Origin of the sequence: Mycobacterium sp. 3519A, from assembly GCF_900240945.1 — a bacterium.
Taxonomy (GTDB): Bacteria; Actinomycetota; Actinomycetes; order Mycobacteriales; family Mycobacteriaceae; genus Mycobacterium.
This window is the reverse complement of sequence record NZ_OESG01000014.1, coordinates 633932-657423: the sequence shown is the minus strand read 5'-3', so window position 1 is coordinate 657423 and position 23492 is coordinate 633932. Positions and strand designations below refer to the sequence as shown.

Sequence of the window (23492 nt, the reverse complement as noted above, 5' to 3'; positions counted from 1 at the left end):
GGGTTAGACCGGCGGATAGGCGGGCGGCGGGTACACGCCGCGCAAAATCCATGCGAACCAGTTCGCGCCGTATTCGATCTCGTCGCTCGCGTCATAGTCCGGGTTCGGATCCACGTCATCACCTCTCGCGTAGCGGCCGGTTCCCGGTGAAGTCTAGCCCCGCAGGCACCGCCGCGACAGTGCGAGACCTAAACTGGCCAACCAGTTGATTGACCCCCAGTCGACGCCCAGCCCTGCCTATAGTGAGTCGCCATGTCTCCCTCCGATGTTCCAGCCACCTCCAACGGGATGACCCGTCGCGAGGAGTTGTTGGCCGTCGCGACCAAGCTGTTCGCGGCGCGGGGGTATCACGGCACCCGGATGGACGACGTGGCCGATGCGGTCGGGCTGAACAAGGCGACGGTCTACCACTACTACGCCAGCAAGTCGCTGATCCTGTACGACATCTACAAGGGTGCGGCTGACTTCACCGTCGACGCACTGCATGACGATCCGACGGCCTCGGCGCGGGAGACCATCTACCACTTCACCCGGCGGCTGCTCGTCGGGATCGCGGGCAACATCGAGCGCGCGGCGGTCTACTTCCAGGAGGGCCCCTACATCTCCGAGTGGTTCACCGAGGAACAGGTGGCCTACATCCGTGAGAAGGAGACCCAGGTCTACGAGCACGTGCGCGACGTGATCGATCGCGGGATCGCCAGCGGTGAGTTCTACGACTGCGACTCGCACGTGCTGGCGCTGGGCTACATCGGCATGACGCTGGGTTCCTACCGGTGGCTGCGGCCGCAGGGCAGGCGTACCGCACAGGAGATCGCCGAGGAATTCAGCACGGCATTGCTGCGCGGCCTGATCCGCGACGAGACGACCCGGGTCGAGTCGCCGCTGGGTGTCGACGTAGCGCGATCGACCTAGATCGTATGGGGAGGCTGGGGCCTCACTGCATGTGAACGTGGGTTGCCGACAGGAATCGGGTCCTGGCCGGTAGAGCCACAGATGTAGGAGGCCCCAGTGATACGTGAGCGTACGAGTGTTGGTTTGGATGTGCACGCACGTTCAGTCGTTGCGTGCGGTTTGGATCGGGAAACCGGTGAAGTCGTTGAGCGGCGGCTGACACCGGACCATCGCGGCATCCTCTCGTGGATCGAGGGTTTACCGGGACCGGTGGCGGTGACCTATGAGGCCGGTCCGACCGGATTCTGTCTGGCACGGGCCCTGGAGGCGGCGGGGATCGAGTGTCAGGTCGCGGCGCCCTCGAAACTGATCCGCCCGGCCGGGGATCGAGTCAAGACCGATGCTCGCGATGCCGCGCATCTGGCTCGGCTGTTGCATCTCGGTCAGATCACCGCGGTCACGGTGCCCACCGCTGAGCAGGAAGCGGCCCGCGATCTGGTGCGGGCACGGGAAGACTGCCGCGGCGATCTGATGGCCGCGCGGCACCGGCTGTCGAAACTGCTTCTGCGGCAGGGAATCGTGTATTACGACGGGAAGACCTGGACCGGACGTCATGAGGTGTGGTTGCGCCAGCAGCGTTTCGACAGGCCTGCATTGCAGTTGACCTATGACGCTGCGTTTGACGCCATGACGGCGTGTGTGGATCGACGGGAACGGTTGGAGGCAGCGATCGAGGCACTGGCCGCCGATAGCGAGTTCACCCCCGTGGTGCGACGGCTGGGATGTATCCGCGGGATCGCCACGCTGACGGCGTTCGGGTTGGCGACCGAGATCGGGGACTGGCACCGGTTGTCTGGCCGCACCATTGGTGCCTACCTGGGCCTGGTCCCGTCCGAATGCTCTTCCGGTAGCAGTCGAGTACAGGGCGAGGTGACCAAGACCGGCAACAAGCACGTACGACGGCTGCTGGTCGAAGCGGCGTGGCACCACCGCAGCCCGTACCGGCCGGGGCCGATGTTGCGTCGTCGTTGGGATCTGGCGTCCCCGGCGGCACGGGCTCGCGGACAAGCCGCCAACCGACGCCTGCATCAGCGGTGGACCAATTTCGATCAACGCCGGAAACGTTCCGTGGTCGCCAACATCGCGGTGGCCAGAGAACTGGCCGGCTGGTGCTGGTCGCTGGCGGTACTCGACCAGTAGCCAGCCCACGGCGTCCAGATGACGAACTCGGCCGGTGACGGCAAGCGTCTCGGAGTGATCCGCGTCTGTTCTATGAGCAATTGCGTTGCCCAGCAACATGATCACGCTCGACCCTAGATGGCGGCCAACTCCGACTCGAAGTCCCGATCCTGCGGTAACCAACCCGCGCATATCAGACTGACAACGCGTCGACACGACACGCTCGACACCACCGACACACTCATCTGGTCAACGAAGCGGCGGCCGCGGCGACGGTCGCGGCCGCCGCTTCACCCTGCCCATATTGACAAACACCACGCCATATCAGAACTGCCCGCTCGAAACTGCGGCCAGATCGCCGCATCGACCGTTTCTGTGATCTCACCGCAGTCTCGGGACGAGCGGAGCGCAAGATGGAGCGGTGAAGTCCACTCTGCTGTCCCGCCGCGATCTCGACTTTCTGCTCTACGAATGGCTGCGCATCGACGAGCTGACCAAACGGGAGCGGTTCGCCGAGCACTCCCGTGAGACGTTCGACGGCGTCCTCGATCTCTGCGAGCAGTTGGCGACCAAGTACTTCGCGCCGCACAACAAGAAGAGCGACGCGAACGAACCGCACTTCGACGGCACCACCGTCACCGTCATCGACGACGTCAAACAGGCGTGGGACGCGTTCGCGGCGGCCGACCTGTTGGCCATGTCGATGGACACCGACCTCGGCGGCGCGCAGTTGCCCGCCACCGTCGCTGAGGCCGGCTTCGCCTGGTTCTCCGCGGCCAACGTCAGCACCACGGGCTACCTGATGCTGACGATGGCCAACGCCAACCTGCTGGCCAAGTTCGGCACCGACGAGCAGATCGAGACGTTCCTCAAGCCGATGCTGGCTGGGCGCTTCTCCGGGACGATGGCGCTGTCGGAGACCCAGGCGGGATCGTCGCTCGCCGATATCCTGACCCGCGCCGAACCGCAGGACGACGGCACCTACCGGCTGTTTGGCTCGAAGATGTGGATCTCGGGGGCCGAACACGAGCTGACCGAGAACATCGTCAACCTGGTGCTCGCGAAGATCCCCGGCGGTCCGCCGGGCACCAAGGGCATCTCGTTGTTCATCGTGCCGAAGTTCCTCGTCAACGACGACGGCTCGATCGGTGCGCGCAACAACGTGGTGCTCGCCGGGCTCAACCACAAGATGGGCCAACGCGGCATCACCAACACGGTGCTGAGTTTCGAGGGCGCGGTCGGCTACCTGGTGGGTGAGCCGCACCGCGGCCTGGCCTACATGTTCACGATGATGAACGAGGCGCGCCTCGGCGTCGGCATGGGCGCGGTGTCCCTGGGCTACACCGGCTATCTCAAGTCGCTGCAGTACGCGCGCGAACGGCCGCAGGGTCGTCCGGTGTTGGCCAAGGATCCGTCGACGCCGCAGGTGCCGATCATTGAGCACGCCGACGTCAAGCGAATGTTGTTGGCGCAGAAGGCATATGTCGAAGGCGGGATGGCGCTGCTGCTGTACTGCGCCAAGCTCGTCGACCTGGCGCACAGCGCCGAGTCCGACGACGAGCGCGACAAGCTCACGCTGCTGCTCGACATCCTCACGCCGGTCGGCAAGAGTTGGCCGTCGCAGTGGTGTCTAGAGGCCAACAGCCTGGCCATCCAGGTGCACGGCGGATACGGCTACACCCGCGAGTACGACGTCGAACAGCATTACCGCGACAACCGGCTCAACCCGATCCACGAGGGCACCCACGGCATCCAGAGTCTGGATCTGTTGGGCCGCAAGGTGACTCAGCGTGGTGGCGCCAGCCTGGCCGCACTCGGCGAGACCGTGGGTGCGACGGTTGCGACAGCAACGGCCTCAGGCGGTGAGGCCGCGGAGCTCGGTGCGCAACTCGACGCGTCGTGGCAGCGGCTCGTCGCGGTGACCGCTCACATGTTCGGCTCCGGTGAGCTCGATGCCGCGCTGGCCAACAGCGTGGTGTACCTCGAGGCGTTCGGACACATCGTCGTCGCGTGGATCTGGCTGGAACAGCTGCTGGCCGCCAACGGCCGGTCCGGCGACTTCTACGACGGCAAGCGGCAGGCCGCGCGCTACTACTTCCGCTACGAGTTGCCGAAGACCGCGGCGCAGTTGGATCTACTGGAAAGCCTGGACCGGACCACGTTGGAGATGCGCGACGCCTGGTTCTGATGCGCCGTCGTCCGTCGAGGCTGCATCCATGCACGAGAAGTTCGAGTACGGGCGTGCTGGAATACAGTTTCGGCGGCTATGCATACTCAGCATCAATTGATGCTCGATCGGAGTTGGACAGGTATCGCGGCCGCTCCCTAGTTTATTGAGTGACGGCCGCCACATCGGCGCGCTTTGGTCATCCGATACACAGGAGTGAACGCGCATGGGCATCAATTCCCGCTCCCGCCTCGGTGCCGCACTCGCGGCGACCGCTGCCGCGGGCCTGGTCCTGACCGCCTGCAACGGGGTGCAGACCAGCACCGGCCCTGTCAGCGGCGGCGGCCACTATCCGTCCGGCACCGTCGAGATGTATGTCGGTGCCTCGCCCGGCGGCTCCAGCGACCTGATCAGCCGTGCGGTGTCCAAGGGGCTGTCCGACAACCTGAAAGCGTCCTTCCCGGTGATCAACCGTGAGGGCGCGAATGGCGCACTGGCCGCGGCTGAAGTCGCCAAGGCCAAGCCGGACGGCTCCACCATCGCGATCCAGAACGCGTCGCTGTTCACCATCACCCCGCTGGCGGTCAGCCCCGACGAGGTCACCAAGATCGACGACTTCGACGTCGTCTACGGCGTCTCCCGCGACGACTACGTACTCGTCACGAACCCGGCCAGCGGCTTCAAGAACCTGAAGGACCTCGAGAACGCCAAACGTGTCATCCGATACGGCACCACCGGCGTCGGCACCGGAGCCCAACTCGCTGCGGCGCTGCTGTTCAAGACCTCCAACGTCGAGTCGCAGGCGGTGCCGTTCGACGGCGGCGCGCCCGCACTGGCCGCGGTGCTGGGCAATCAGCTCGACGTGGCCTCGCTGCAGGTTGGCGAGGCGATCGAGAACATCCAGTCGGGCAAGCTCGTTCCGCTGTCGGTATTCGGCCCCCAGCGCATCGAATACCTGCCCAATGTGCCGACCGCGAAAGAGCAGGGTCTGGACGTCGAGGTTGCGCAGTACCGGTTCATGACGGTGCCGAAGGGCACGCCGCAGGACGTCAAGGACAAGCTCATCGAAGGCATGCAAGCCACCTTCAAGACCGACGGCTACCAGGCGTTCAACAAGCAGAACAGCCTCACACCGATGGAGGAGCCTGGCGACAAGGTGCTGACGCAGCTGCAGGCGGATCAGAAGCGCTATGCCGACATGGTCAAGCAGTACGGCATCAGCCTGCGCGACAAGGGCTGACCCGCATGAGCGAAGCTACGCCCGCGCACACGCGCGACATACTGGCCGAGATCGAGGCCGAGGTCAGTCACGAACTGGAGGAGGAGCGCCCACAACCGGGCGGCCCCGCTTATCAGACGGTGGGCGCCCTGGTCGGGGTCGCGATCGGTGTCGGCGGCGCGGTGCTGGCCTACGGCTACGGACTCGGCTCGCTGCACGAGCCCGGCCCGGGCCTGTGGCCGTTCGTCGTGAGCGTCGTGATCGCCGCGTTGTCGATCGTCCTATTGGTCGTCGGCCGCGGGCTAACCGACAGCGAGGCGTTCACACGGAGCAGCGTGCTGCCCGTGGTCGGCGTCGTCACCTTTATCGCGTTCGGTCTGCTGATGCCGTTGACAGGCTTCGAGATTCCCGCGCTTGCGCTCTGCGTGATCTGGTTGCGCTTCCTCGGTCGCGAGAGCTGGCGCAACACCGTCATCATCAGCGTGGCGACGACCGCCGTCTTCTACGTGTTGTTCCTTTACGGGCTGCACATCCCGCTGCCTCACCTCATCGCCTTCTAGGTCGCCTTCTACAGCCTTCCGAAAGCCATGGACATCAACGCATTTCTGAACGGGTTCGCGGTCGTCCTCGAACCCCATAACCTGCTCTACTGCCTGATCGGTGTGCTGATCGGCATGGTGATCGGCGTGCTGCCAGGCATTGGCCCGGCAGCCACCATCGCCATCCTGCTGCCGATTACCTACACCATCGATCCGGTGTCGGCGATCATCATGCTGGCCGGCATCTATTACGGCGCGCAGTACGGCGGCACCATCACCTCCGTGCTGCTCCGCCTGCCCGGTGAGGCGTCGTCGGTCGTTACCGTGTTCGACGGTTTCGCCCTGGCCAAACAGGGCAAGGCCGGTACCGCTCTTGGCATTGCAGCGATCGGTTCCTTTGTCGGCGCGACGATTTCGATCATCGGCCTGACATTGCTGGCGCCAGTGGTGGCGAGCATCGCGCTGGACTTCGGCCCACCGGAATACGCCGCCCTCGCGCTGCTCGGTGTGCTGCTGGTCGCGACCATCGGCAGCGGAAACAAACTCAAGGCGCTGATCGCCGGGGCCGTCGGACTTCTGCTCGCCACCGTCGGGCGCGACAACTTCAGCGGCGCTTCGCGATTCACGTTCGACAGCCTGCAACTCGCCGACGGCATCGACTTCGTCGTGGTGGCGATGGGACTGTTCGGCGTCGGGGAGATCCTCTACAACCTCGAGCAGCGGCACCGACAGGTGCAACCGCCCGCCAAGGTGGGCAACGTATGGCCGTCCCGCAAGGACATCAGGCAGTCTTCGGGTGCCATCGGCCGCGGCTCGGTCATCGGCTTCGTGCTCGGCGTGCTTCCCGGCGGCGGTGCGGTGCTGTCGTCGATCGTGGCCTACGCCGCCGAGAAGCGGCGGTCCAAGACGCCGGAGCGGTTCGGCCGTGGCGCCGTGGAAGGCGTCGCGGCGCCCGAGACCGCCAACAACGCGGCGGCCACCTCGTCGTTCATCCCGCTGCTCACCATCGGCCTGCCCGCCAACGCGTCGATGGCGATGTTGTTCGGAGCACTGCTGATCCTCGGCGTCTCGCCAGGCCCGCAGCTCGTCGACGAGCGCCCCGATGTGTTCTGGGGCGTCATCAACTCGATGTACATCGGCAACCTGCTGCTGCTGATGCTCTCGATTCCGTTGGTGGGCTTGTTCGTTCGCATACTGCGAGTGCGGCCGGCGATCCTGGCGCCGATCACGGCACTGATCACGATCCTCGGCGTCTACACCATCAACAACTCCGTGTTCGACATCTACCTGATGGTCGCCTTCGGCATCATCGGCTACCTGATGAAAAAGGCCGGATTCGACCCTGGCCCGATGGTGTTGGCGTTCGTCCTCGGCTCGATCATCGAGGCGAGCACACGCCGATCCATGCTGATGTTCGGCGGCGATCCGACAGGATTCTTCACCCGACCGATCTCCGGGTCGATTCTGGCCCTCTTCGTGATCCTGGTGCTGCTGCCCGTGATTCGGCACTTCTGGCGCCGACACAAATCAGCGGGCGTCGAGGCGACGCCGGGTGTTGCCGAGGTGGACCCGCATCGCGGCCCTGGCGACGTCGGGATCGCCGGCGACGATGGCGGACGCGACGCTGTCGTGCTCCCGCCGGACCCGGTCGACGTGGCCGGCGTCGGTCAGCGAGTAGGCGTCGCCGAGCCGGGTGCGGGGAAGCATGATCATCATCGGACCGAGTGAGTCGAGCAGGCCGAGGTAGAAGCGGTTGCCGCTGGCGGCCGCCACGGCCCGGTGGAAGCCGAAGTCGGCCTCCACTTGATCCTCCGGTGCGGCGGCGACGAACGCATCGAGCGCCGCCTTGACCTCCTTGGCGGTCGCTGCGTTCACCCGCGACGCCGCCAATGCGGCTGCCTCGCATTCGATTCCGAGCCGGAAGTCGATCATGTCGAGGACGTCGTGGTGGGTCCGGATGGTCGCGGACTCGACGGTGAACGACGTCGTCTCGGGCATCGCGAGCACGAACGAGCCACGGCCGTGGAACGTCTCGACCAGCCCTTCGGCCCGCAGCCGCGTCACCGCTTCCCGGACCACCGTGCGAGACACCCCGTACTCGCCGATGAGTTCGGCCTCCGACGGCAGCTTGTGGCCGGGTGGCAGATCGCCGGCGAGGATCTTGTCCTTCAGCCCGGCCACCACGCGCTGCGCCAGTGACGTCGTCATCTCGTGCCGAACTCCGCGCGTTCCTTCGTGAGCGCCCGCATCTGGTCACTCAGTGTGATTCCGAGGCCCGGCCGGTCCGGCACCCAGATCCGGCCGTCGCGAATCTCCATGCGCTCGTTGAAGAGTGGGTTGAGCCATTCGAAGTGCTCCACCCACGGCTCGGTGGGATACGTCGCGGCCAGGTGCAGGTGGATCTCCATCGCGTAGTGCGGCGCCAACGCCAGACCCGCGTGCGCGGCCAGCGTCGCGAACTTCAAAAACGGTGTGATACCGCCGATCCGCGGCGCGTCCGGCTGCACGATGCCCCGATAACCCGCGTCGAGCAGCGCCATGTGCTCAGCCACCGAGGTGAGCATCTCGCCCGTCGCGATCGGGGTGTCGAACGTGCGGGACAGGTCGGCGTGGCCTGCGGCATCCCACGCGTCCAGCGGCTCCTCGATCCACACCAGGTTGAACGCCTCGAGTTCGCGGCACATCCGCCGCGCCCTCGCCCGATCCCACTGTTGGTTGGCGTCGACCATGAACGGGGTCTCGCCGAGATGCTCACGCAGCACCGACACCCGGTGCAGGTCGATCTTCCAATCCGGCTGTCCGACCTTGATTTTGATGCCACCGATGCCGGAAGCCAGCGACGCGGTGGCCTTCTCCTTGACCTCGGCAACCGAGGCCTGCAGGAAGCCGCCGGAGGTGTTGTAGACGGGGCACGAGTCACGGTGCGCGCCAATCAATTTGGCCAACGGGAGGCCGGCGCGGCGCGCCTTGAGGTCCCACAGTGCGACGTCGAGCGCGGCGATCGCCTGGGTGGCGACGCCGGACCGCCCGACCGATGCGCCTGCCCACAGCAGGGACTGATAGATCCGGTCGATGTCGGACGGGTCGTGGCCGAGCGCGACGTCCGCGATCTCCTCGAGGTGGGCGTACTGGGCGCGGCCGCCTGCGCGCTTCGAATAGGAGAAGCCCACACCTTCGTGGCCCTCTTCGGTGACGACCTCGACGAACAACAGCACGGTCTCGGTCAGCGGCTTCTGGCGGCCGGTCAGCACCTTCGCATCGCTGACTGGGTTCTCCAGCGGCAGCACGACGTGCGAAAGCGTGAGGTGGCGGATGCGGTCGGACATCAGACTCCTGAGTGGTATGACGAGTTGACAACTCATCATACAAGTGGGATGTCGAGTGTTTGAGGCCCCCGGGGAAGCGGGAAGCCGTCCGCCCGTATGCCTACGACACTTCAAGACATCAGCCATTGGCTCTTGACCAAGGGCCTGCACATCGTTCTGGTCGTGCTGTTCGCGATCGTCGTCACGCGGGTGATCCGGTGGATCGCCGCACGGATCAGCAAGCGGCTGACCAAGGGTGACGAACGCGACCTCACGGTGCGCTCGGAAACTGTCAAACATGGTCAGGCCGTCGCATCGGTGATCTCGTCGGTGGCGATCGCCCTGCTCTACGTGGTGGTGGCCGTCGATATCGCCAATCAGCTTGGGCTGCCGCTGGGTTCGCTGGTGGCGCCCGCGGCCGTCCTCGGTGCCGCGCTCGGTTTCGGCGCGCAGCGCATCGTGCAGGACCTGCTCAGCGGGTTCTTCCTGATCACCGAGAAGCAGTATGGTTTCGGGGACCTCGTCGAACTGAGCGTCACCGCGGGCGGCACCGCTGTCGGCACGGTGGAGGACGTCACACTGCGCGTGACCAAGCTGCGCACCAGCGACGGCGAGATGTACACGGTGCCCAACGGTCAGATCGTCAAGTCGCTCAACATGTCGAAGGACTGGGCCCGCGCGGTGGTCGACGTTCCGGTGTCGACGTCGACCGACCTGAACAAGGTGAACGAGGTACTCGGTGACGTGGCGAAGGCCGCCATGCAGAACCGCGGCCTGCCCGATCTGCTGCTCGACGAACCGTCTCTGATGGGCGTCGAGAGCATCGAGGTGGACACCGTGAATCTGCGCATGGTCGCACGCACTCTGCCGGGTAAGCAGTTCGAGGTCGGACGCCAACTACGGGCGCTGATCGTGTCGTCGTTCCGCCGCAACGGCATCGCGACGTCGGGTGCGGTGACTAGTCAAAACTGACGCGTGCCCGTCGGCGAGTTGGTCCATCCGTGATATCAACGGAGGTCCGGGTAATTCCGCCCTGAGGAGCTCCAGATGGCCACGAATCTTCCCGCCAACCCCGAAGCGATATTCACCTATGGGGCACCGCAACTGAAGTTCGGTCCCGGTGCCGCCGACGAGATCGGTTTCGATCTGAATCAGTTGCGGGCACGTCGGGTGCTGCTGGTGACCGACCGGGGTGTCGCAGCAACCGGCATCCCACAGCGCATCGCCGATCAGACGGCCCAGTTCGGGGTGGAGGCGCACGTTTTCGACGGCGTGCACGTCGAACCCACCGACGCCAGCATGCAGGCGGCAATCGACTATGCCCGCGACGGCGGACCCTGGGATGCGTTCGTCGCCGTCGGTGGCGGGTCGAGCATCGACACCAGCAAGGCGATCAACCTGATGCTGACCAATCCGGGCGAGTTGATGGACTACGTCAACGTGCCGGTAGGTAAGGGAGCGAGTCCGGTCAACGAACTGCTGCCGCTTGTCGCGGTGCCGACCACCACCGGAACCGGTGCGGAGAGCACCACGGTGTGTGTCCTCGATGTGTTGTCGTTGCAGGTGAAGACCGGTATTAGTCATCCGTTGCTGCGGCCGACGCTGGCCGTCATCGACCCGACACTGACGGTGTCACAGCCGGCAGGCGTGACCGCCGCGGCGGGGATGGACATCCTGTGCCACGCGCTGGAGAGCTACACCGCGCGTTGGTACACGACCTATGAGCACAAGCGCCCCGAACAACGGGTGCCCTACTGCGGGTCCAATCCGATCGCTGACATGTGGTCGGAAAAGGCCCTGTCCCTGTTGGCGACGTCGTTCCGGACCGCGGTGCGCAACGGTGACGATATGACGGCGCGCACGAACATGGCGTTGGCCGCTACCTTCGCCGGACTCGGATTCGGCAATGCGGGCGTGCACATCCCGCACGCCAACGGCTATCCGATCGCTGGCCGTGTCAAGGATTTTCACCCCAGGGACTACCCCAGTGATGAGCCGATGGTGCCCCACGGCATGTCGGTTGCGCTCACCGCGTCCGCAGCCTTCCGATTCACGTTCGACGCGGCGCCTCACCGGCACCTTCGCGCCGCCCAGCTGCTCGCACCCGACGCCGAGGCCACCGCCGACGCAGCCGAGCAGTTGCCCGCGGCGCTGATCGACCTGATGCGTGACATCGACATCCCCAACGGTGTGGGCGCCGTCGGTTACACCGACAGTGACATTCCGGATCTCGTCGACGGCACGATGAAACAGCAGCGACTGCTCGCCACCAGTCCCAAACCGGTGACCGCGGACGACATCGCCGAGGTGTTCACCCGCTCGATGGAATTGTGGTAGCCGTGCCCACCGAGCAATCGCTCACCAGCCGCGACTTCCCGGTGCACTGGCCGGTGCTGACGCGGTGGACTGACAACGACATGTTCGGTCACCTCAACAATGCGGTGTATTACGAACTGTTCGACACCGCGATCAATGCGTACATCAACACCAACTGCGGGATCGACCCGCTGACCGTGCCATGGCTCGGGGTGGTCGCCGAGTCGGGTTGTAAGTACTTCTCGGAGCTGAAGTTTCCCGATCCGCTGGTCGTCGGACTGTCGGTGACCCGGCTGGGCAACAGCAGCGTCACGTACCGGCTGGCGATCTTCCAGGACGCTGGCCCCGTCGCGGCCGTCGGTCATTGGGTGCATGTGTACGTCGACCGGGAGGCCAGGCGGCCGGTGCCGATCCCGGGGTCGATTCGGTCTCTGCTGGAGTCGATATGCTCGCCGGATGCCGCTCGTAAGCAAGACAGTTGAGGTCAGCGCCCCCGCCGAAGCCATCATGGCGATCGTCGCGGATTTCGAGACGTATCCGGAGTGGAACTCCGAGATCAAGGGCTGCTGGGTGCTGGCCCGCTACGACGACGGCCGGCCCAGCCAGCTGCGGCTGGACGTTGTGGTGCAGGGCCAGTCGGGCACCTTCATCACTGCGGTGTACTACCCCGCCGAGAACCAGATCTACACCGTGCTGCAGCAGGGTGAGTTCTTCACCAAGCAGGAGCAGCGGTTCTCGGTGGTGCCGATGGGCCCGACCTCCCTGTTGACCGTCGACCTCGACGTCGAGACGACGCTGCCGATCCCCAAGCCGATGGTCAAGAAGGCGATCGGCGACACCCTGGAGTACCTGGCGGACAACCTCAAGAACCGCGCAGAGCAGCTGTCCGCGAGCTCGTAGCCGTCAGCTCCACAACCCGATCTCGTCGAGTCGGGCCACCAACCGCTGTGCGGCGTCGCTGAACTCGCCGCTGGTCAGCCGCACGACGGTATCGACATCGCGACGCCGCAACGCGGCGATCAGTTCGCGGTGACCTGATACCGCCGCCGCGCCCCATTCGGCGTCGCTCGCGTAGATCTGCCCCGGCAGATACCGCGCGACATGCAGCAGGAACCACGCCAGCTTGATGCGGCCCGTCGTCCGGTTGAACGCCCGGTGGAAGGTGAACTCCGCGGCGGCCACCTCTTCGGGGTCGCCGCGCTCGACGGCCGCGGCAAGGCTGTCGTTGAGGTGTTCGAGTTCGTCGATCTCCGCGTCGGTGATCCGCTCGGCTGCCGTGGCCGCCAACTCCTTGGCGATGGTGGCCTGCAGCCAGAAGATGTCGTCGATGTCGCCGCGCGTCAGCGGCACCACCACGTGCCCGCGATGTGGCTCCAACTGGACCATGCCCTCGCCCCGCAGCGTGCGCAGCGCCTCGCGCACCGGCGTGATGCTCACCCCGAGCGCGGCGGCCGTCTCGTCGAGCCGGATGTAGGTGCCGGGCCGCAGCGTGCCGGTCATGATGTCGGTGCGCAACCGGGCCGCGACCTCGTCGGAGAGTTGCTCGCGCCGGACCGCCCGGCGCCGCTGTGAGCGCGGCCTGGCCGGTGCGTTCATGTCCGTCTCCGGTCTGTCGGGCAGGGGGTTGTCCCCGAGCCGCCGAGGTCATAGTGTGACCGGGGCAACACCATGTTTGATCAAATATCAACGTCGCGCAACCCACCGGATGGAGCACCGTCCCGTTGACCGAACCGTCGCTCACCGATCAGCCGTATCTGGCGCGTAGGCAGAATTGGACCAATCAGCTCGCACGGCATGCGCTCATGCAGCCAGACGCCACGGCGCTGCGGTTCCTCGGACACACGACGACGTGGGGTGAGCTGGACCGGCGGGTCACCGCGCTGGCAGGCGCGCTGAGCAGACGCGGCGTTGTTTTCGGTGACCGCGTGCTGATCCTGATGCTCAACCGCACCGAGTTCATCGAGTCGTTCCTGGCGGTCAACAAGTTGGGCGCCATCGCCGTCCCGGTCAACTTCCGGATGACGCCTCCCGAGATCGCGTTTCTGGTCGGCGACTGCCAGGCCAAGATCGTGATCACCGAGGCCGTGCTGGCCAACGTCGCCACCGCGGTGCGCGGTCTGGACCCGACGCTGCAGACGGTCATCGTCGCGGGCGCGGGCACCGACGAGCAGGTCCTCTCCTACGACGACCTACTCGCCGAACCAGGCGATGCGCGGGCGGCCCCCGATTTTCCCGACATCCCCAACGACTCGCCCGCGCTGATCATGTACACCTCCGGCACCACCGGACGGCCCAAGGGCGCGGTGCTGACCCACACGAACATCTCGGGTCAGGCCATGACCAACCTGTTCACCATCGCCGCCGACGTCAACAACGACGTCGGCTTCATCGGGGTGCCGCTGTTCCACATCGCGGGCATCGGAAACACCATCACCCCGCTGCAGTTGGGCCTGCCGACAGTGATCTACCCGCTGGGCGCGTTCGACCCGGCGCACCTGCTCGACGTGCTGGAGGCCGAACGGGTCACCACCATGTTCCTGGTGCCTGCGCAGTGGCAGGCCGTGGTCGCCGAACAGCGCGCCAACCCACGCAAGCTGGCGCTGCGGGTGCTGTCGTGGGGCGCCGCCCCGGCGTCTGACACACTGCTGCGCGAGATGGCCGAAACTTTCCCAGGCACCCAGATCTACGCTGCGTTCGGGCAGACCGAGATGTCGCCGGTGACTTGTATGTTGTTGGCGCAGGATGCAATTCGTAAACTCGGCTCGGTCGGGAAGGTCATTCCGACGGTCGCGGCGCGCGTCGTCGACGAGAACATGAACGACGTTGAAGTGGGTCAGGTCGGTGAGATCGTCTACCGCGCCCCGACGTTGATGGCCGGGTACTGGAACAACCCGAAGGCCACCGCAGAGGCATTCGCGGGCGGGTGGTTCCACTCCGGCGACCTGGTCCGCCAGGACGAGGAGGGCTACATCTGGGTCGTCGACCGCAAGAAGGACATGATCATCTCCGGCGGCGAGAACATCTACTGCGCCGAAGTCGAAAACGCCCTCGCCGCCCACCCCGGCATCGTCGAGGTGGCGGTGATCGGACGCCCGGATCCGAAGTGGGGTGAGGTGCCCGTGGCCGTGGCGGCCGTCAACACCGATCTCGACCTCGCTGATCTCGATCAATTCCTCACCGAACGACTGGCCCGCTACAAACACCCGAAGGCGCTCGAGATCGTCGACGCCCTGCCGCGCAACCCGGCTGGCAAAGTCCTGAAAACAGAACTGCGAGCGCGTTTCGGGGCACAGCCGACGATTGACGCTGGCGAAAGTTCCACTCCGCCAACGGTTTCTGCTGCGGCGCAAGAGATTTAACGGACGGGGGAGGGTTTGCTAACGGTTACGGGCACAATCACGCCGATGCGGTGCACTGTGGGTACAGCATCGGGTACAGTCCTGTGGTCCGTCTTACTACCCGCGAGTAGGGAGACGGCGGTCACAGACACCAGGATGGGGCAAGGAGGAGGCGTGCGACAGGTTCTGCCGCTGCGCCGCGACAGTCGCGCTTTCGTCGTGGGAGTCAACCGGTGACGGCCTCGCCTGGCGTCGTCGACTACGTCCGGGACCAAACCCGGCCCGCGCTGACTGCCGTCGGCGGCTTCGTCCGGATGTGCGTGCTCACCGGCAAGGCCTTGTTCAAGCCGCCGTTCCAGTGGCGCGAGTTCATCCTTCAGTCCTGGTTTCTGTTCCGGGTGTCGTTTCTGCCGACACTCGCCGTCTCGGCGCCGCTGACCGTTCTGCTGATCTTCCTGCTGAACATCCTTCTCGCGGAGTTCGGCGCCGCCGACGTGTCGGGCGCGGGTGCGGCCATCGGCGCCGTCACCCAGTTGGGCCCGCTGGTCACCGTGCTCGTGGTCGCGGGGGCCGGGTCGACGGCCATCTGCGCCGACCTCGGGGCCCGCACCATCCGCGAGGAGATCGACGCCCTCGAGGTGCTGGGCATCGACCCGATCCACCGCCTCGTCGTCCCCCGCGTGGTCGCCTCCACGTTCGTTGCGCTGCTGCTGAACGGCGCGGTGATCACCATCGGCCTGGTCGGCGGCTTCGTCTTCGGCGTGTACCTGCAGAACGTGTCCGCGGGCGCCTATGTATCGACGCTGACTCTGATCACCGGCCTTCCCGAGGTGTTGATCTCGGTGGTGAAGGCCACCACCTTCGGCTTGATCGCCGGACTGGTCGGCTGCTACCGCGGCCTCACCGTTTCCGGCGGCGCGAAGGGCGTCGGCACCGCGGTCAACGAAACGCTGGTGCTGTGCGTCATCGCGCTGTTCGCGGTCAACGTGGTGCTGACCACGATTGGTGTCCGGTTCGGAACGGGGCGCTGACATGTCGAGCACCCAAGTCCTGCGCGCACGGTTTCCGCGCAGCGCCGCAACGGCCGAAAGGGTGGTCGGCAGTCCCGCGCGGGCGCTCGACAGCATCGGCCATGTCGCCTGGTTCGTGGTCACCGCGATGGGCTCGATCGGGCACGCGCTGCGCTACTACCGCAAGGAGACGCTGCGCCTGATCGCCGAAATCGGCATGGGCACTGGCGCGATGGCGGTGATCGGCGGTACCTCGGCGATCGTCGGCTTCGTCAGCCTGTCCGGTTCGTCGCTGGTGGCGATTCAGGGCTTCGCATCCCTCGGCAACATTGGTGTCGAGGCGTTCACCGGCTTCTTCGCCGCGATGATCAACGTCCGGTCCGCCGCGCCGCTGGTGTCGGGTGTGGCGCTGGCCGCCGTCGTCGGTGCGGGCGCCACCGCCGAGTTGGGCGCCATGCGGATCAGCGAGGAGATCGACGCGCTCGAAGTGATGGGCATCAAGTCCATCTCGTATCTGGTCTCGACGCGGATCATGGCCGGCTTCGTCGTCATCATCCCGCTGTATGCGATGGCGATGATCCTGTCGTTCCTGTCCGGTCAGGTGACGACCACCCTGTTCTACGGCCAGTCGACAGGCACTTACGAGCATTACTTCAGCACATTCCTACGTCCGGAAGATGTCTTCTGGTCGTTCGTGGACGCCATCATCATCTCGATCATCGTGATGCTCAACCATTGCTACTACGGCTATTTCGCCAGCGGCGGCCCTGTCGGCGTCGGCGAGGCGGTCGGGCGTGCGATGCGGGCCTCACTGGTGGCGGTCGCCCTGGTGGTTCTGCTGGTCGCGTTGGCGCTCTACGGCGTCGACCCCAACTTCAACCTGACGGTGTAGCCGATGACCGCGCCGCTGAACACACCTCGCACCCCGCCGTTCAAACTGGCCGGGCTGGTGCTGTCCATACTGACGATCGCCGTGCTGGTGTTCGTCTACCTCCAGTTCCGCGGCACGTTCCTCGAGCGGGACAAGCTGACCATGATCTCGGCGCGCGCGGGTCTTTCGATGGACCCCGGCGCGAAGGTGACCTACAACGGCGTCGAGATCGGCAGGGTCGGCAGGGTCGAAGAGGTCACCGTGGACGGCGACCAACCGCGGGCAAAGATCACGCTGAACGTGGATCGCAAGTATCTGCACCTGATTCCGCGCAACGTCGACGCCAACATCACCGCCACCACGGTGTTCGGCAACAAGTACGTGTCCTTCACGTCGCCGAAAAACCCGTCGCCGCAACGCATCACGGCCTCCGACACCATCGATGTGACCTCGGTGACCACCGAGTTCAACACGTTGTTCGAAACCGTCGTCGACGTCGCTCAGCAGGTGGACCCGGTCAAGCTGAACCAGACGCTGGCGGCCACCGCGCAGGCACTGAACGGGCTGGGCGACCGGTTCGGTCAGTCGATCGTCAACGGCAACCAGATCCTCGCAGAGATCAACCCGCAGATGCCCCAGATCCGGCAGGACAACCGGTTGTTGGCCGACCTCGGTGAGACGTACGCCAACGCGGCGCCCGACCTGTTCGACGGACTGCAGAACGCGGTGACCACCGCGCGCACGCTCAACGAGCAGCAGGGCAACATCGATCAGGCGTTGATGGCCGCGGTCGGATTCGGCAACACCGGCGGCGACATCTTCGAGCGTGGCGGACCGTATCTGGTGCGCGGCGCCGCCGATCTGGTGCCCACCTCGCAGCTGCTCGACGAGTACAGCCCCGCGCTGTTCTGCACCATCCGCAACTTCCACGACGTGGAGCCCAAGGTCGCGGCATCCCTTGGCGGCAACGGGTATTCGCTGCGGACCCTGTCCGAGCCGATGGGTGCAGGCAACCCGTATGTCTATCCGGACAACCTGCCGCGGGTGAACGCCCACGGTGGACCGGAGGGCAGGCCGGGTTGTTGGCAGCCCATCACGCGTGATCTGTGGCCGGCACCGTACCTGGTCATGGACACCGGTGCCTCCATCGCGCCGTACAACCACTTCGAACTCGGCCAGCCGATTCTGATCGAGTACGTCTGGGGTCGTCAGATCGGGGAGAACACGATCAACCCATGAAAATCACCGGAACTGCCATCAAGCTCGGCATCTTTTCACTGGTGCTGCTGCTGTTCACCGCGATGCTCATCGTGGTGTTCGGTCAGATGCGGTTCGACCGCACCACCGGCTATTCGGCAATTTTCTCCAACACCAGTGGGTTACGCGCCGGCCAGTTCGTCCGGGCGTCCGGCGTCGAGGTCGGCAAGGTTTCCAAGATCCAACTGATGGACGGCGGTTCGCAGGTCCGCGTCGACTTCAGCGTCGACCGCTCGCTGCCCCTGTTCGACGGCACCACCGCCTCCATCCGGTACTTGAACCTGATCGGCGACCGCTACCTGGAACTCAAGCGCGGCGACAGCGACAAGCGACTGCCCGCGGGCGGCACCATTCCGATCGAGCGCACACAGCCCGCCCTCGACCTCGACGCGCTGATCGGCGGCTTCCGGCCGGTGTTCCGCGCGCTGGATCCCGACAAGGTGAACAACATCGCGCAGTCGATCATCACCGTCTTCCAGGGGCAGGGCGGCACGATCAACGACATCCTCGACCAGACCGCGTCGTTGACGTCGGCGCTGGCGGATCGCGACCAGGCGATCGGAGAGGTGATCAAGAACCTGAACACGGTGCTCGACACCACGGTCAAGCATCAGCAGCAGTTCGACCAGACCGTGGTCGACTTCGAGAAGCTGATCACCGGGCTGAAGGACCGCAAGGATCCGATCGCCAGTTCGGTGGCCAACATCAGCAACGCGGCGGGCACCATCGCCGATCTGCTCGCGGACAACCGCCCGCTGCTGCAGAGCACCGTCGGCCATCTCGAAGGGGTTCAGCAGCCACTGGTCGATCAGAAGGACCAGCTCAACGACATCCTGGTGCGCCTGCCGACCGCGTTCAACATCATCGGTAGGGCCGGCGGCCTCTACGGCGACTTCTTCAACTTCTACGCCTGCGATATCTCGTTGAAGCTCAACGGCTTACAGCCTGGCGGACCGGTGCGAACCGTGAAGCTCACCACGCAGCCTTCGGGTAGGTGCACACCGCAATGAGGACTCTCGAAGGATCGAATCGCGTCCGGAACGGGTTGATGGGCATCCTTGTCCTGCTTCTCGTTCTGGGAGTCGGGCAGAGCTTCGCCAGCGTGCCGATGCTGTTCGCGACACCGACGTACTACGCGCAGTTCTCCGACACCGGTGGCATCCAGTCGGGCGACAAGGTGCGAATCGCAGGCGTCGACGTCGGCAAGGTCCGCTCGATGCGGATCGACGGGGACAAGGTCGTCATCGGTTACTCGCTCGGCGGGACCCAGATCGGCACCCAGAGCCGGGCGTCCATCCGCACCGACACGATCCTGGGTCGGCGCAACATCGAGATCGAGCCGCGCGGTAAAGATCCGTTGCGCGCCAACGGAATGCTGCCGCTGGGCCAGACCACCACGCCCTACCAGATCTACGACGCGTTCTTCGACGTCACAAAGGCGGCGTCCGGTTGGGACACCCAGACCGTGAAGCGGTCGCTGAATGTGTTGTCCGAGACCATCGACCAGACCTACCCGCACTTGAGTGCCGCCCTCGACGGAGTGGCCCGGTTCTCCGACACCATCGGCAAGCGCGACGACCAGATCAAGCAACTGCTCGCCAACGCCAACAAGATCGCAGGAATCCTCGGCAACCGCAGCGAGCAGGTGAACAAGCTGTTGGTCAACGCGCAGTCACTGCTGTCGGCGATCAACGAGCGCCAGTACGCGGTGAGCATGTTGTTGGAGCGCGTCAGTGCCTTCTCCGAGCAGGTGAAGGGCTTCATCGACGACAACCCGAACCTCAACCACGTGCTCGAGCAGCTGCGCACCATCAGCGACGTGCTGCGCGACCGCAGGGGCGATCTGATGCAGACGCTCACCACGGTCGCGAAATTCGTTGCCTCCCTTGGTGAAGCGGTGGCGTCCGGACCGTACTTCAAGGTCATGCTGGTCAACCTGCTGCCGTACCAGATCCTGCAGCCGTTCGTCGACGCCGCGTTCAAGAAGCGGGGCATCGACCCCGAGAAGTTCTGGGGCGACGCCGGTTTGCCGTCCTGGCGGTTCCCGGATCCGAACGGTCAGCGCTTCAGCAACGGTGCGCCGGCGCCCGGCCCGACGGTGATGGAAGGCACGCCGGAACATCCTGGACCCGGTGTGCTCAAGGGTTCGCCGTGCTCGTACACGCCGCCGCCGGATCTGCTGCCGCGGCCCGGCGATCCGCTGCCGTGCTCGCACCTGTCGGTCGGTCCGTTCGGCGGCCCCGAATACGGCCCGCCGGATGTGGCGACGTCGAACCCGAACCCGAACGGTCCCGGCTTCACACCGGGTGTGCCCGCAGCGGCCATCCCGGGTCAGATGCCGCCCGACATGCCTGGTGCGCCGGTTCCGCTGCCTCCTGCGCCGCCGAACGCACGCACCGTGCCGGTGGGTCCGCTGCCCCCCGAGGGACCGGACTTCACGCCGGGCATCGCGCCGCTGCCGCCCGCGCTGACGGGTCCGCCGCCGCCTCCGGGGCCAGGCCCCGACGCCGGTCCGGCAGGTACGCCGCCGCTGCCGGGCAACCCGCCGTACCTCCCGCCCGGATCGCAGGAGGGCTGAAAAGATGTCGACGATTTACAACATCCGAAACCTGAAGATGCCCAGGCTTACTCGGGCCTCGGTGATCATCGGCACGCTCGTGGTGATCCTCGCGTTGGTGGCTGCCATCGTCGGCTACAACCTGTACAAGCGGTTGACCACCAACACCGTCGTCGCCTACTTCCCTGAGACCCTCGCGCTGTATCCCGGCGACAAGGTCAACATCATGGGCGTCAAGGTCGGCTCGATCGACAAGATCGAGCCTGCCGGCGACAAGATGAAGGTGACGTTTCACTACGCCAACAAGTACAAGGTGCCCGCCAACGCCACGGCGTCGATTCTGAACCCGAGCCTGGTGGCGTCGCGCAACATTCAGCTGTCGCCGCCGTACACCGGCGGTCCGGTGATGGAGAACAACGCCGTCATTCCGATCGACCGCACCCAGGTGCCAGTCGAGTACGACGAGCTGCGTGACTCCATCAACCGGATCCTGACCGACCTCGGACCAACGCGCGATCAGCCGAAGGGCCCGTTCGGCGACATCATCGAATCCGCGGCCAACGGCTTCGCGGGCAAGGGCGAACAGCTCAACAAGACACTGAACGGATTGTCAGAGGCGCTCTACACGCTCAACGAGGGCCGCGGCGACTTCTTCGGTGTCATCAAGAGTTTGGCGCTGTTCGTCAACGCGCTGTACCAGAACGACCAGCAGTTCGTGCAACTGAACAGCGACCTCGCCACGTTCACCAACGCGTTCACCAACACCAACCGCGAGGTGGCCAACGCGCTGCAGGACCTCAACCAGTTGTTGACCACCACCCGCCAGTTCATCAGCCGCAACGGCGAGGTGCTGACCCACGACGTCAACAACCTGGCCGATGTCACCAACGCGATCCTGCAACCGGATCCGTTGAACGGCTTGGAGACTGCGCTGCACGTGTTCCCCACGCTCGGCGCGAACCTGATGAACATCGTGTCGCCGAACACCGGCGGTGTGATGGGCCTGCTGACCGTCAACAACTTCGCCAACCCGATGCAGTTGATCTGCAGCGCCATTCAGGCGGGCAGCAGGCTGGGCTATCAGGAATCCGCGGAGCTGTGCGCGCAGTACCTGGCGCCGATCCTCGATGCGATCAAGTTCAACTTCCCGCCGTTCGGCGTCAACCAGTTCGCCAGCGCGATGACGCTGCCCAAGCAGATCGCCTACTCCGAGCCGCGGTTGCAGCCGCCGCCCGGATACAAGGACACCACCGTGCCGGGTATCTGGTCGCGCGACACGTTGTTCTCGCACGGGAACCACGAGCCGGGCTGGGTCGCCGGGCCGGGCATGCAGGGCGTCGACGTGCAGCCGTTCACCGCGAACATGATGACCCCGGAGTGCCTCGCCGAGCTGCTCGGCGGCCCGAACTGCGTGATCCCGGACGCCCCACCGGCATTCGGCACCACGCGCGGCGGCAACCTGCCAGGACCGCCGAACTCGTTCGACGAGAACAACCCGCTGCCGCCACCGTGGTATCCGCAGCCGGGTCCGCCGCCTGCGCCCGCACCGGGTGTCATTCCCGGCGACCCAGGTGGCACAGTCGGTGCGCCGTCGCCGCTGTCCGGGCCCGGTCCCGGACCTGGGCCCGCCGCGCCGGCAGGACCCGCGCCGGCAGGGCCGCCCCTACCCGCTGAGGCAGGTCAATGAGCATGCGTAGGTGGAGTCGAATCGCGGTGCGCAGCATCGCGCTGATCGCAGTCGCGCTGACACTGAGTTCCTGCGGTGTGTGGCCGTGGCGCGGCATCTCCAATGTCGAGCTGCCCGGCGGGCCTGGCACCGGCTCCGACAAGACGACGATCTATGTGCAGATGCCGGATACGTTGGCGCTCAACGTCAACAGCCGCGTCCGGGTGGCCGACGTCTACGTCGGCCGGGTGCGCAAGATCGAGCTGAGGAACTGGGTCGCGACGCTAACGCTCGATCTGCAGAGCGACGTCAAGCTGCCGGTGAACACGCTCGCCAAGATCGGCCAGACCAGCCTGCTGGGCAGCCAGCACGTGGAACTCGAACCGCCGCCGGATCCGTCGCCGCAGCTGTTGCGCAGCGGCGACACCATCCCGCTGAAGAACAGTTCGGCGTTCCCGACGACCGAACGGGTGCTTGCGAGCATCGCCAGCATCCTCACCGGCGGCGGCGTGCAGAACCTCGAGAGCATCCAGACCGAGATCAACAACCTGCTGACCGGCCGGGCCGATCAGATCAGGGAGTTCCTCAACCGGTTGGACACCTTCACCGACGAGTTGAACCAACAGCGCCAGGACATCACCCGGGCCATCGACTCGACGAACCGGCTGCTGAACATCGTCGCCCAGCGCAACGACACCCTGGACCGGGTGCTCACCGAATTCCCGCCGCTGATCAAGCATTTCGCGGACACCCGCGATCTGTTCGCCGACGCGGTGGAGGCGCTTGGCCGGATCAGCCTCGCAGCCGACAACGCGTTGGCACCTGCGAGCGACAACCTGCACACCAACCTGCAGAACCTGCAGCGGCCGCTGAAGCAGCTGGGCCGGGCGTCGCCGTACCTGGTCGGTGCGCTCAAGCTGATGCTGACCGCGCCGTTCTCCATCGAGAACGTGCCGAAAGTTGTTCGCGGCGACTACATGAACGTCTCGCTGATGATCGACGGGACGTTGTCCGGTCTGGACAACGGCATCCTGTCGGGCACCGGTGTGTCGGGCATGCTGCGCGCGCTCGAGCAGTCGTGGGGCCGCGATCCGTCGACGATGATCCCGGACGTGCGGTTCACGCCGAACCCGCACGACGCACCTGGTGGACCGTTGGTCGAAAGGGGTGAGTGAGC

The 23492-nt window shown here is 65.5% G+C and carries 20 protein-coding genes and 2 pseudogenes; 18 read left to right on the top strand and 4 right to left on the bottom strand.

All coding sequences use genetic code 11. The features are described 5' to 3' along the window. Positions 1–3: 3 nt before the first annotated feature. A pseudogene (locus tag C1A30_RS36160) lies at positions 4–114 on the bottom strand (CAP domain-containing protein); the annotation flags it as partial. Between the two features lie 138 nt (positions 115–252). On the opposite strand from C1A30_RS36160, the gene C1A30_RS24255 reads away from it, so the two are divergent. The 6 genes from C1A30_RS24255 to C1A30_RS36155 all read left to right on the top strand — a co-directional run bounded on the left by C1A30_RS24255 (position 253) and on the right by C1A30_RS36155 (position 7723). Continuing rightward, entirely contained in the window at positions 253–912 is a 660-nt protein-coding gene (locus tag C1A30_RS24255; protein WP_101950893.1) for a TetR/AcrR family transcriptional regulator, read from the top strand. Between the two features lie 96 nt (positions 913–1008). Then, positions 1009–2091, top strand: coding sequence for an IS110 family transposase (locus tag C1A30_RS24250; RefSeq protein ID WP_200828214.1), 1083 nt, complete (start codon positions 1009–1011; stop codon positions 2089–2091). A gap of 400 nt (positions 2092–2491) precedes the next feature. After that, entirely contained in the window at positions 2492–4258 is a 1767-nt protein-coding gene (locus tag C1A30_RS24245) for an acyl-CoA dehydrogenase (protein ID WP_101950892.1), read from the top strand. A 205-nt stretch (positions 4259–4463) separates the two neighbouring features. Beyond that, positions 4464–5477, top strand: a complete 1014-nt coding sequence (locus C1A30_RS24240; RefSeq protein WP_101950891.1) for a tripartite tricarboxylate transporter substrate binding protein — start codon at positions 4464–4466, stop codon at positions 5475–5477. A gap of 5 nt (positions 5478–5482) precedes the next feature. Further along, the gene (locus C1A30_RS24235; RefSeq protein WP_101950890.1) at positions 5483–6016 is read left to right on the top strand and encodes a tripartite tricarboxylate transporter TctB family protein; all 534 of its coding nucleotides are present in this window, start codon (positions 5483–5485) and stop codon (positions 6014–6016) included. Positions 6017–6043: 27 nt separating this feature from the next. Next, on the top strand, positions 6044–7723 hold the full coding sequence (locus C1A30_RS36155) for a tripartite tricarboxylate transporter permease (protein ID WP_101950889.1): 1680 nt from the start codon (positions 6044–6046) through the stop codon (positions 7721–7723). On the opposite strand, the pseudogene C1A30_RS24225 reads toward C1A30_RS36155, so the two are convergent. Together C1A30_RS24225 and C1A30_RS24220 are read right to left on the bottom strand one after the other, a co-directional pair. Then, positions 7613–8203 (bottom strand): annotated as a pseudogene (locus C1A30_RS24225) (FadR/GntR family transcriptional regulator); the annotation flags it as partial. The gene C1A30_RS36155 and the pseudogene C1A30_RS24225 overlap by 111 nt on opposite strands. Next, complete coding sequence (locus C1A30_RS24220; RefSeq protein WP_101950887.1) at positions 8200–9321, bottom strand: mandelate racemase/muconate lactonizing enzyme family protein; 1122 nt, start codon at positions 9319–9321, stop codon at positions 8200–8202. The gene C1A30_RS24220 and the pseudogene C1A30_RS24225, both read right to left, overlap by 4 nt. 96 nt (positions 9322–9417) lie before the next feature. Between C1A30_RS24220 and C1A30_RS24215 the strand changes: the two genes are divergently transcribed. From C1A30_RS24215 to C1A30_RS24200, 4 genes are all read left to right on the top strand, one after another. Further along, the gene (locus C1A30_RS24215; protein WP_101950886.1) at positions 9418–10272 is read left to right on the top strand and encodes a mechanosensitive ion channel family protein; all 855 of its coding nucleotides are present in this window, start codon (positions 9418–9420) and stop codon (positions 10270–10272) included. A gap of 75 nt (positions 10273–10347) precedes the next feature. Beyond that, on the top strand, positions 10348–11637 hold the full coding sequence (locus C1A30_RS24210) for a hydroxyacid-oxoacid transhydrogenase (protein WP_101950885.1): 1290 nt from the start codon (positions 10348–10350) through the stop codon (positions 11635–11637). Positions 11638–11639: 2 nt separating this feature from the next. Beyond that, positions 11640–12098: a thioesterase family protein gene (locus C1A30_RS24205; protein ID WP_101952848.1), complete on the top strand. Its 459-nt coding sequence runs from the start codon at positions 11640–11642 to the stop codon at positions 12096–12098. Further along, positions 12073–12516: an SRPBCC family protein gene (locus tag C1A30_RS24200; RefSeq protein ID WP_101950884.1), complete on the top strand. Its 444-nt coding sequence runs from the start codon at positions 12073–12075 to the stop codon at positions 12514–12516. The genes C1A30_RS24205 and C1A30_RS24200 overlap by 26 nt, the downstream gene beginning before the upstream one ends. Before the next feature lie 3 nt (positions 12517–12519). Here the strand turns inward: C1A30_RS24200 and C1A30_RS24195 are convergent, their stop codons facing one another. Continuing rightward, positions 12520–13212: a GntR family transcriptional regulator gene (locus C1A30_RS24195; RefSeq protein ID WP_101950883.1), complete on the bottom strand. Its 693-nt coding sequence runs from the start codon at positions 13210–13212 to the stop codon at positions 12520–12522. 125 nt (positions 13213–13337) lie between these two features. Here C1A30_RS24195 and fadD5 point away from each other — a divergent pair, with 125 nt between their 5' ends. From fadD5 to C1A30_RS24155, 8 genes are all read left to right on the top strand, one after another. Then, on the top strand, positions 13338–14975 hold the full coding sequence (gene fadD5, locus C1A30_RS24190; RefSeq protein WP_101950882.1) for a fatty-acid--CoA ligase FadD5: 1638 nt from the start codon (positions 13338–13340) through the stop codon (positions 14973–14975). A gap of 293 nt (positions 14976–15268) precedes the next feature. Beyond that, positions 15269–15985 (top strand): MlaE family ABC transporter permease, encoded by a 717-nt coding sequence (locus C1A30_RS24185; RefSeq protein WP_369974207.1) that lies wholly within the window; start codon positions 15269–15271, stop codon positions 15983–15985. Between the two features lies 1 nt (position 15986). Next, on the top strand, positions 15987–16856 hold the full coding sequence (locus C1A30_RS24180; protein ID WP_101950880.1) for an ABC transporter permease: 870 nt from the start codon (positions 15987–15989) through the stop codon (positions 16854–16856). 3 nt (positions 16857–16859) lie between these two features. Continuing rightward, positions 16860–18074 carry an MCE family protein gene (locus tag C1A30_RS24175; RefSeq protein WP_101950879.1) on the top strand — a complete coding sequence of 405 codons (1215 nt, stop codon included), beginning with the start codon at positions 16860–16862 and terminating at the stop codon, positions 18072–18074. Then, the gene (locus C1A30_RS24170; protein ID WP_101950878.1) at positions 18071–19102 is read left to right on the top strand and encodes a virulence factor Mce family protein; all 1032 of its coding nucleotides are present in this window, start codon (positions 18071–18073) and stop codon (positions 19100–19102) included. The genes C1A30_RS24175 and C1A30_RS24170 overlap by 4 nt, the downstream gene beginning before the upstream one ends. After that, positions 19099–20670, top strand: coding sequence for a virulence factor Mce family protein (locus tag C1A30_RS24165; RefSeq protein ID WP_101950877.1), 1572 nt, complete (start codon positions 19099–19101; stop codon positions 20668–20670). Before C1A30_RS24170 ends, C1A30_RS24165 begins: the two co-directional genes overlap by 4 nt. A 4-nt stretch (positions 20671–20674) precedes the next feature. Next, positions 20675–22336 (top strand): virulence factor Mce family protein, encoded by a 1662-nt coding sequence (locus tag C1A30_RS24160; protein WP_101950876.1) that lies wholly within the window; start codon positions 20675–20677, stop codon positions 22334–22336. A gap of 2 nt (positions 22337–22338) precedes the next feature. Further along, the gene (locus C1A30_RS24155; RefSeq protein ID WP_101950875.1) at positions 22339–23490 is read left to right on the top strand and encodes a virulence factor Mce family protein; all 1152 of its coding nucleotides are present in this window, start codon (positions 22339–22341) and stop codon (positions 23488–23490) included. Positions 23491–23492 lie beyond the last annotated feature (2 nt).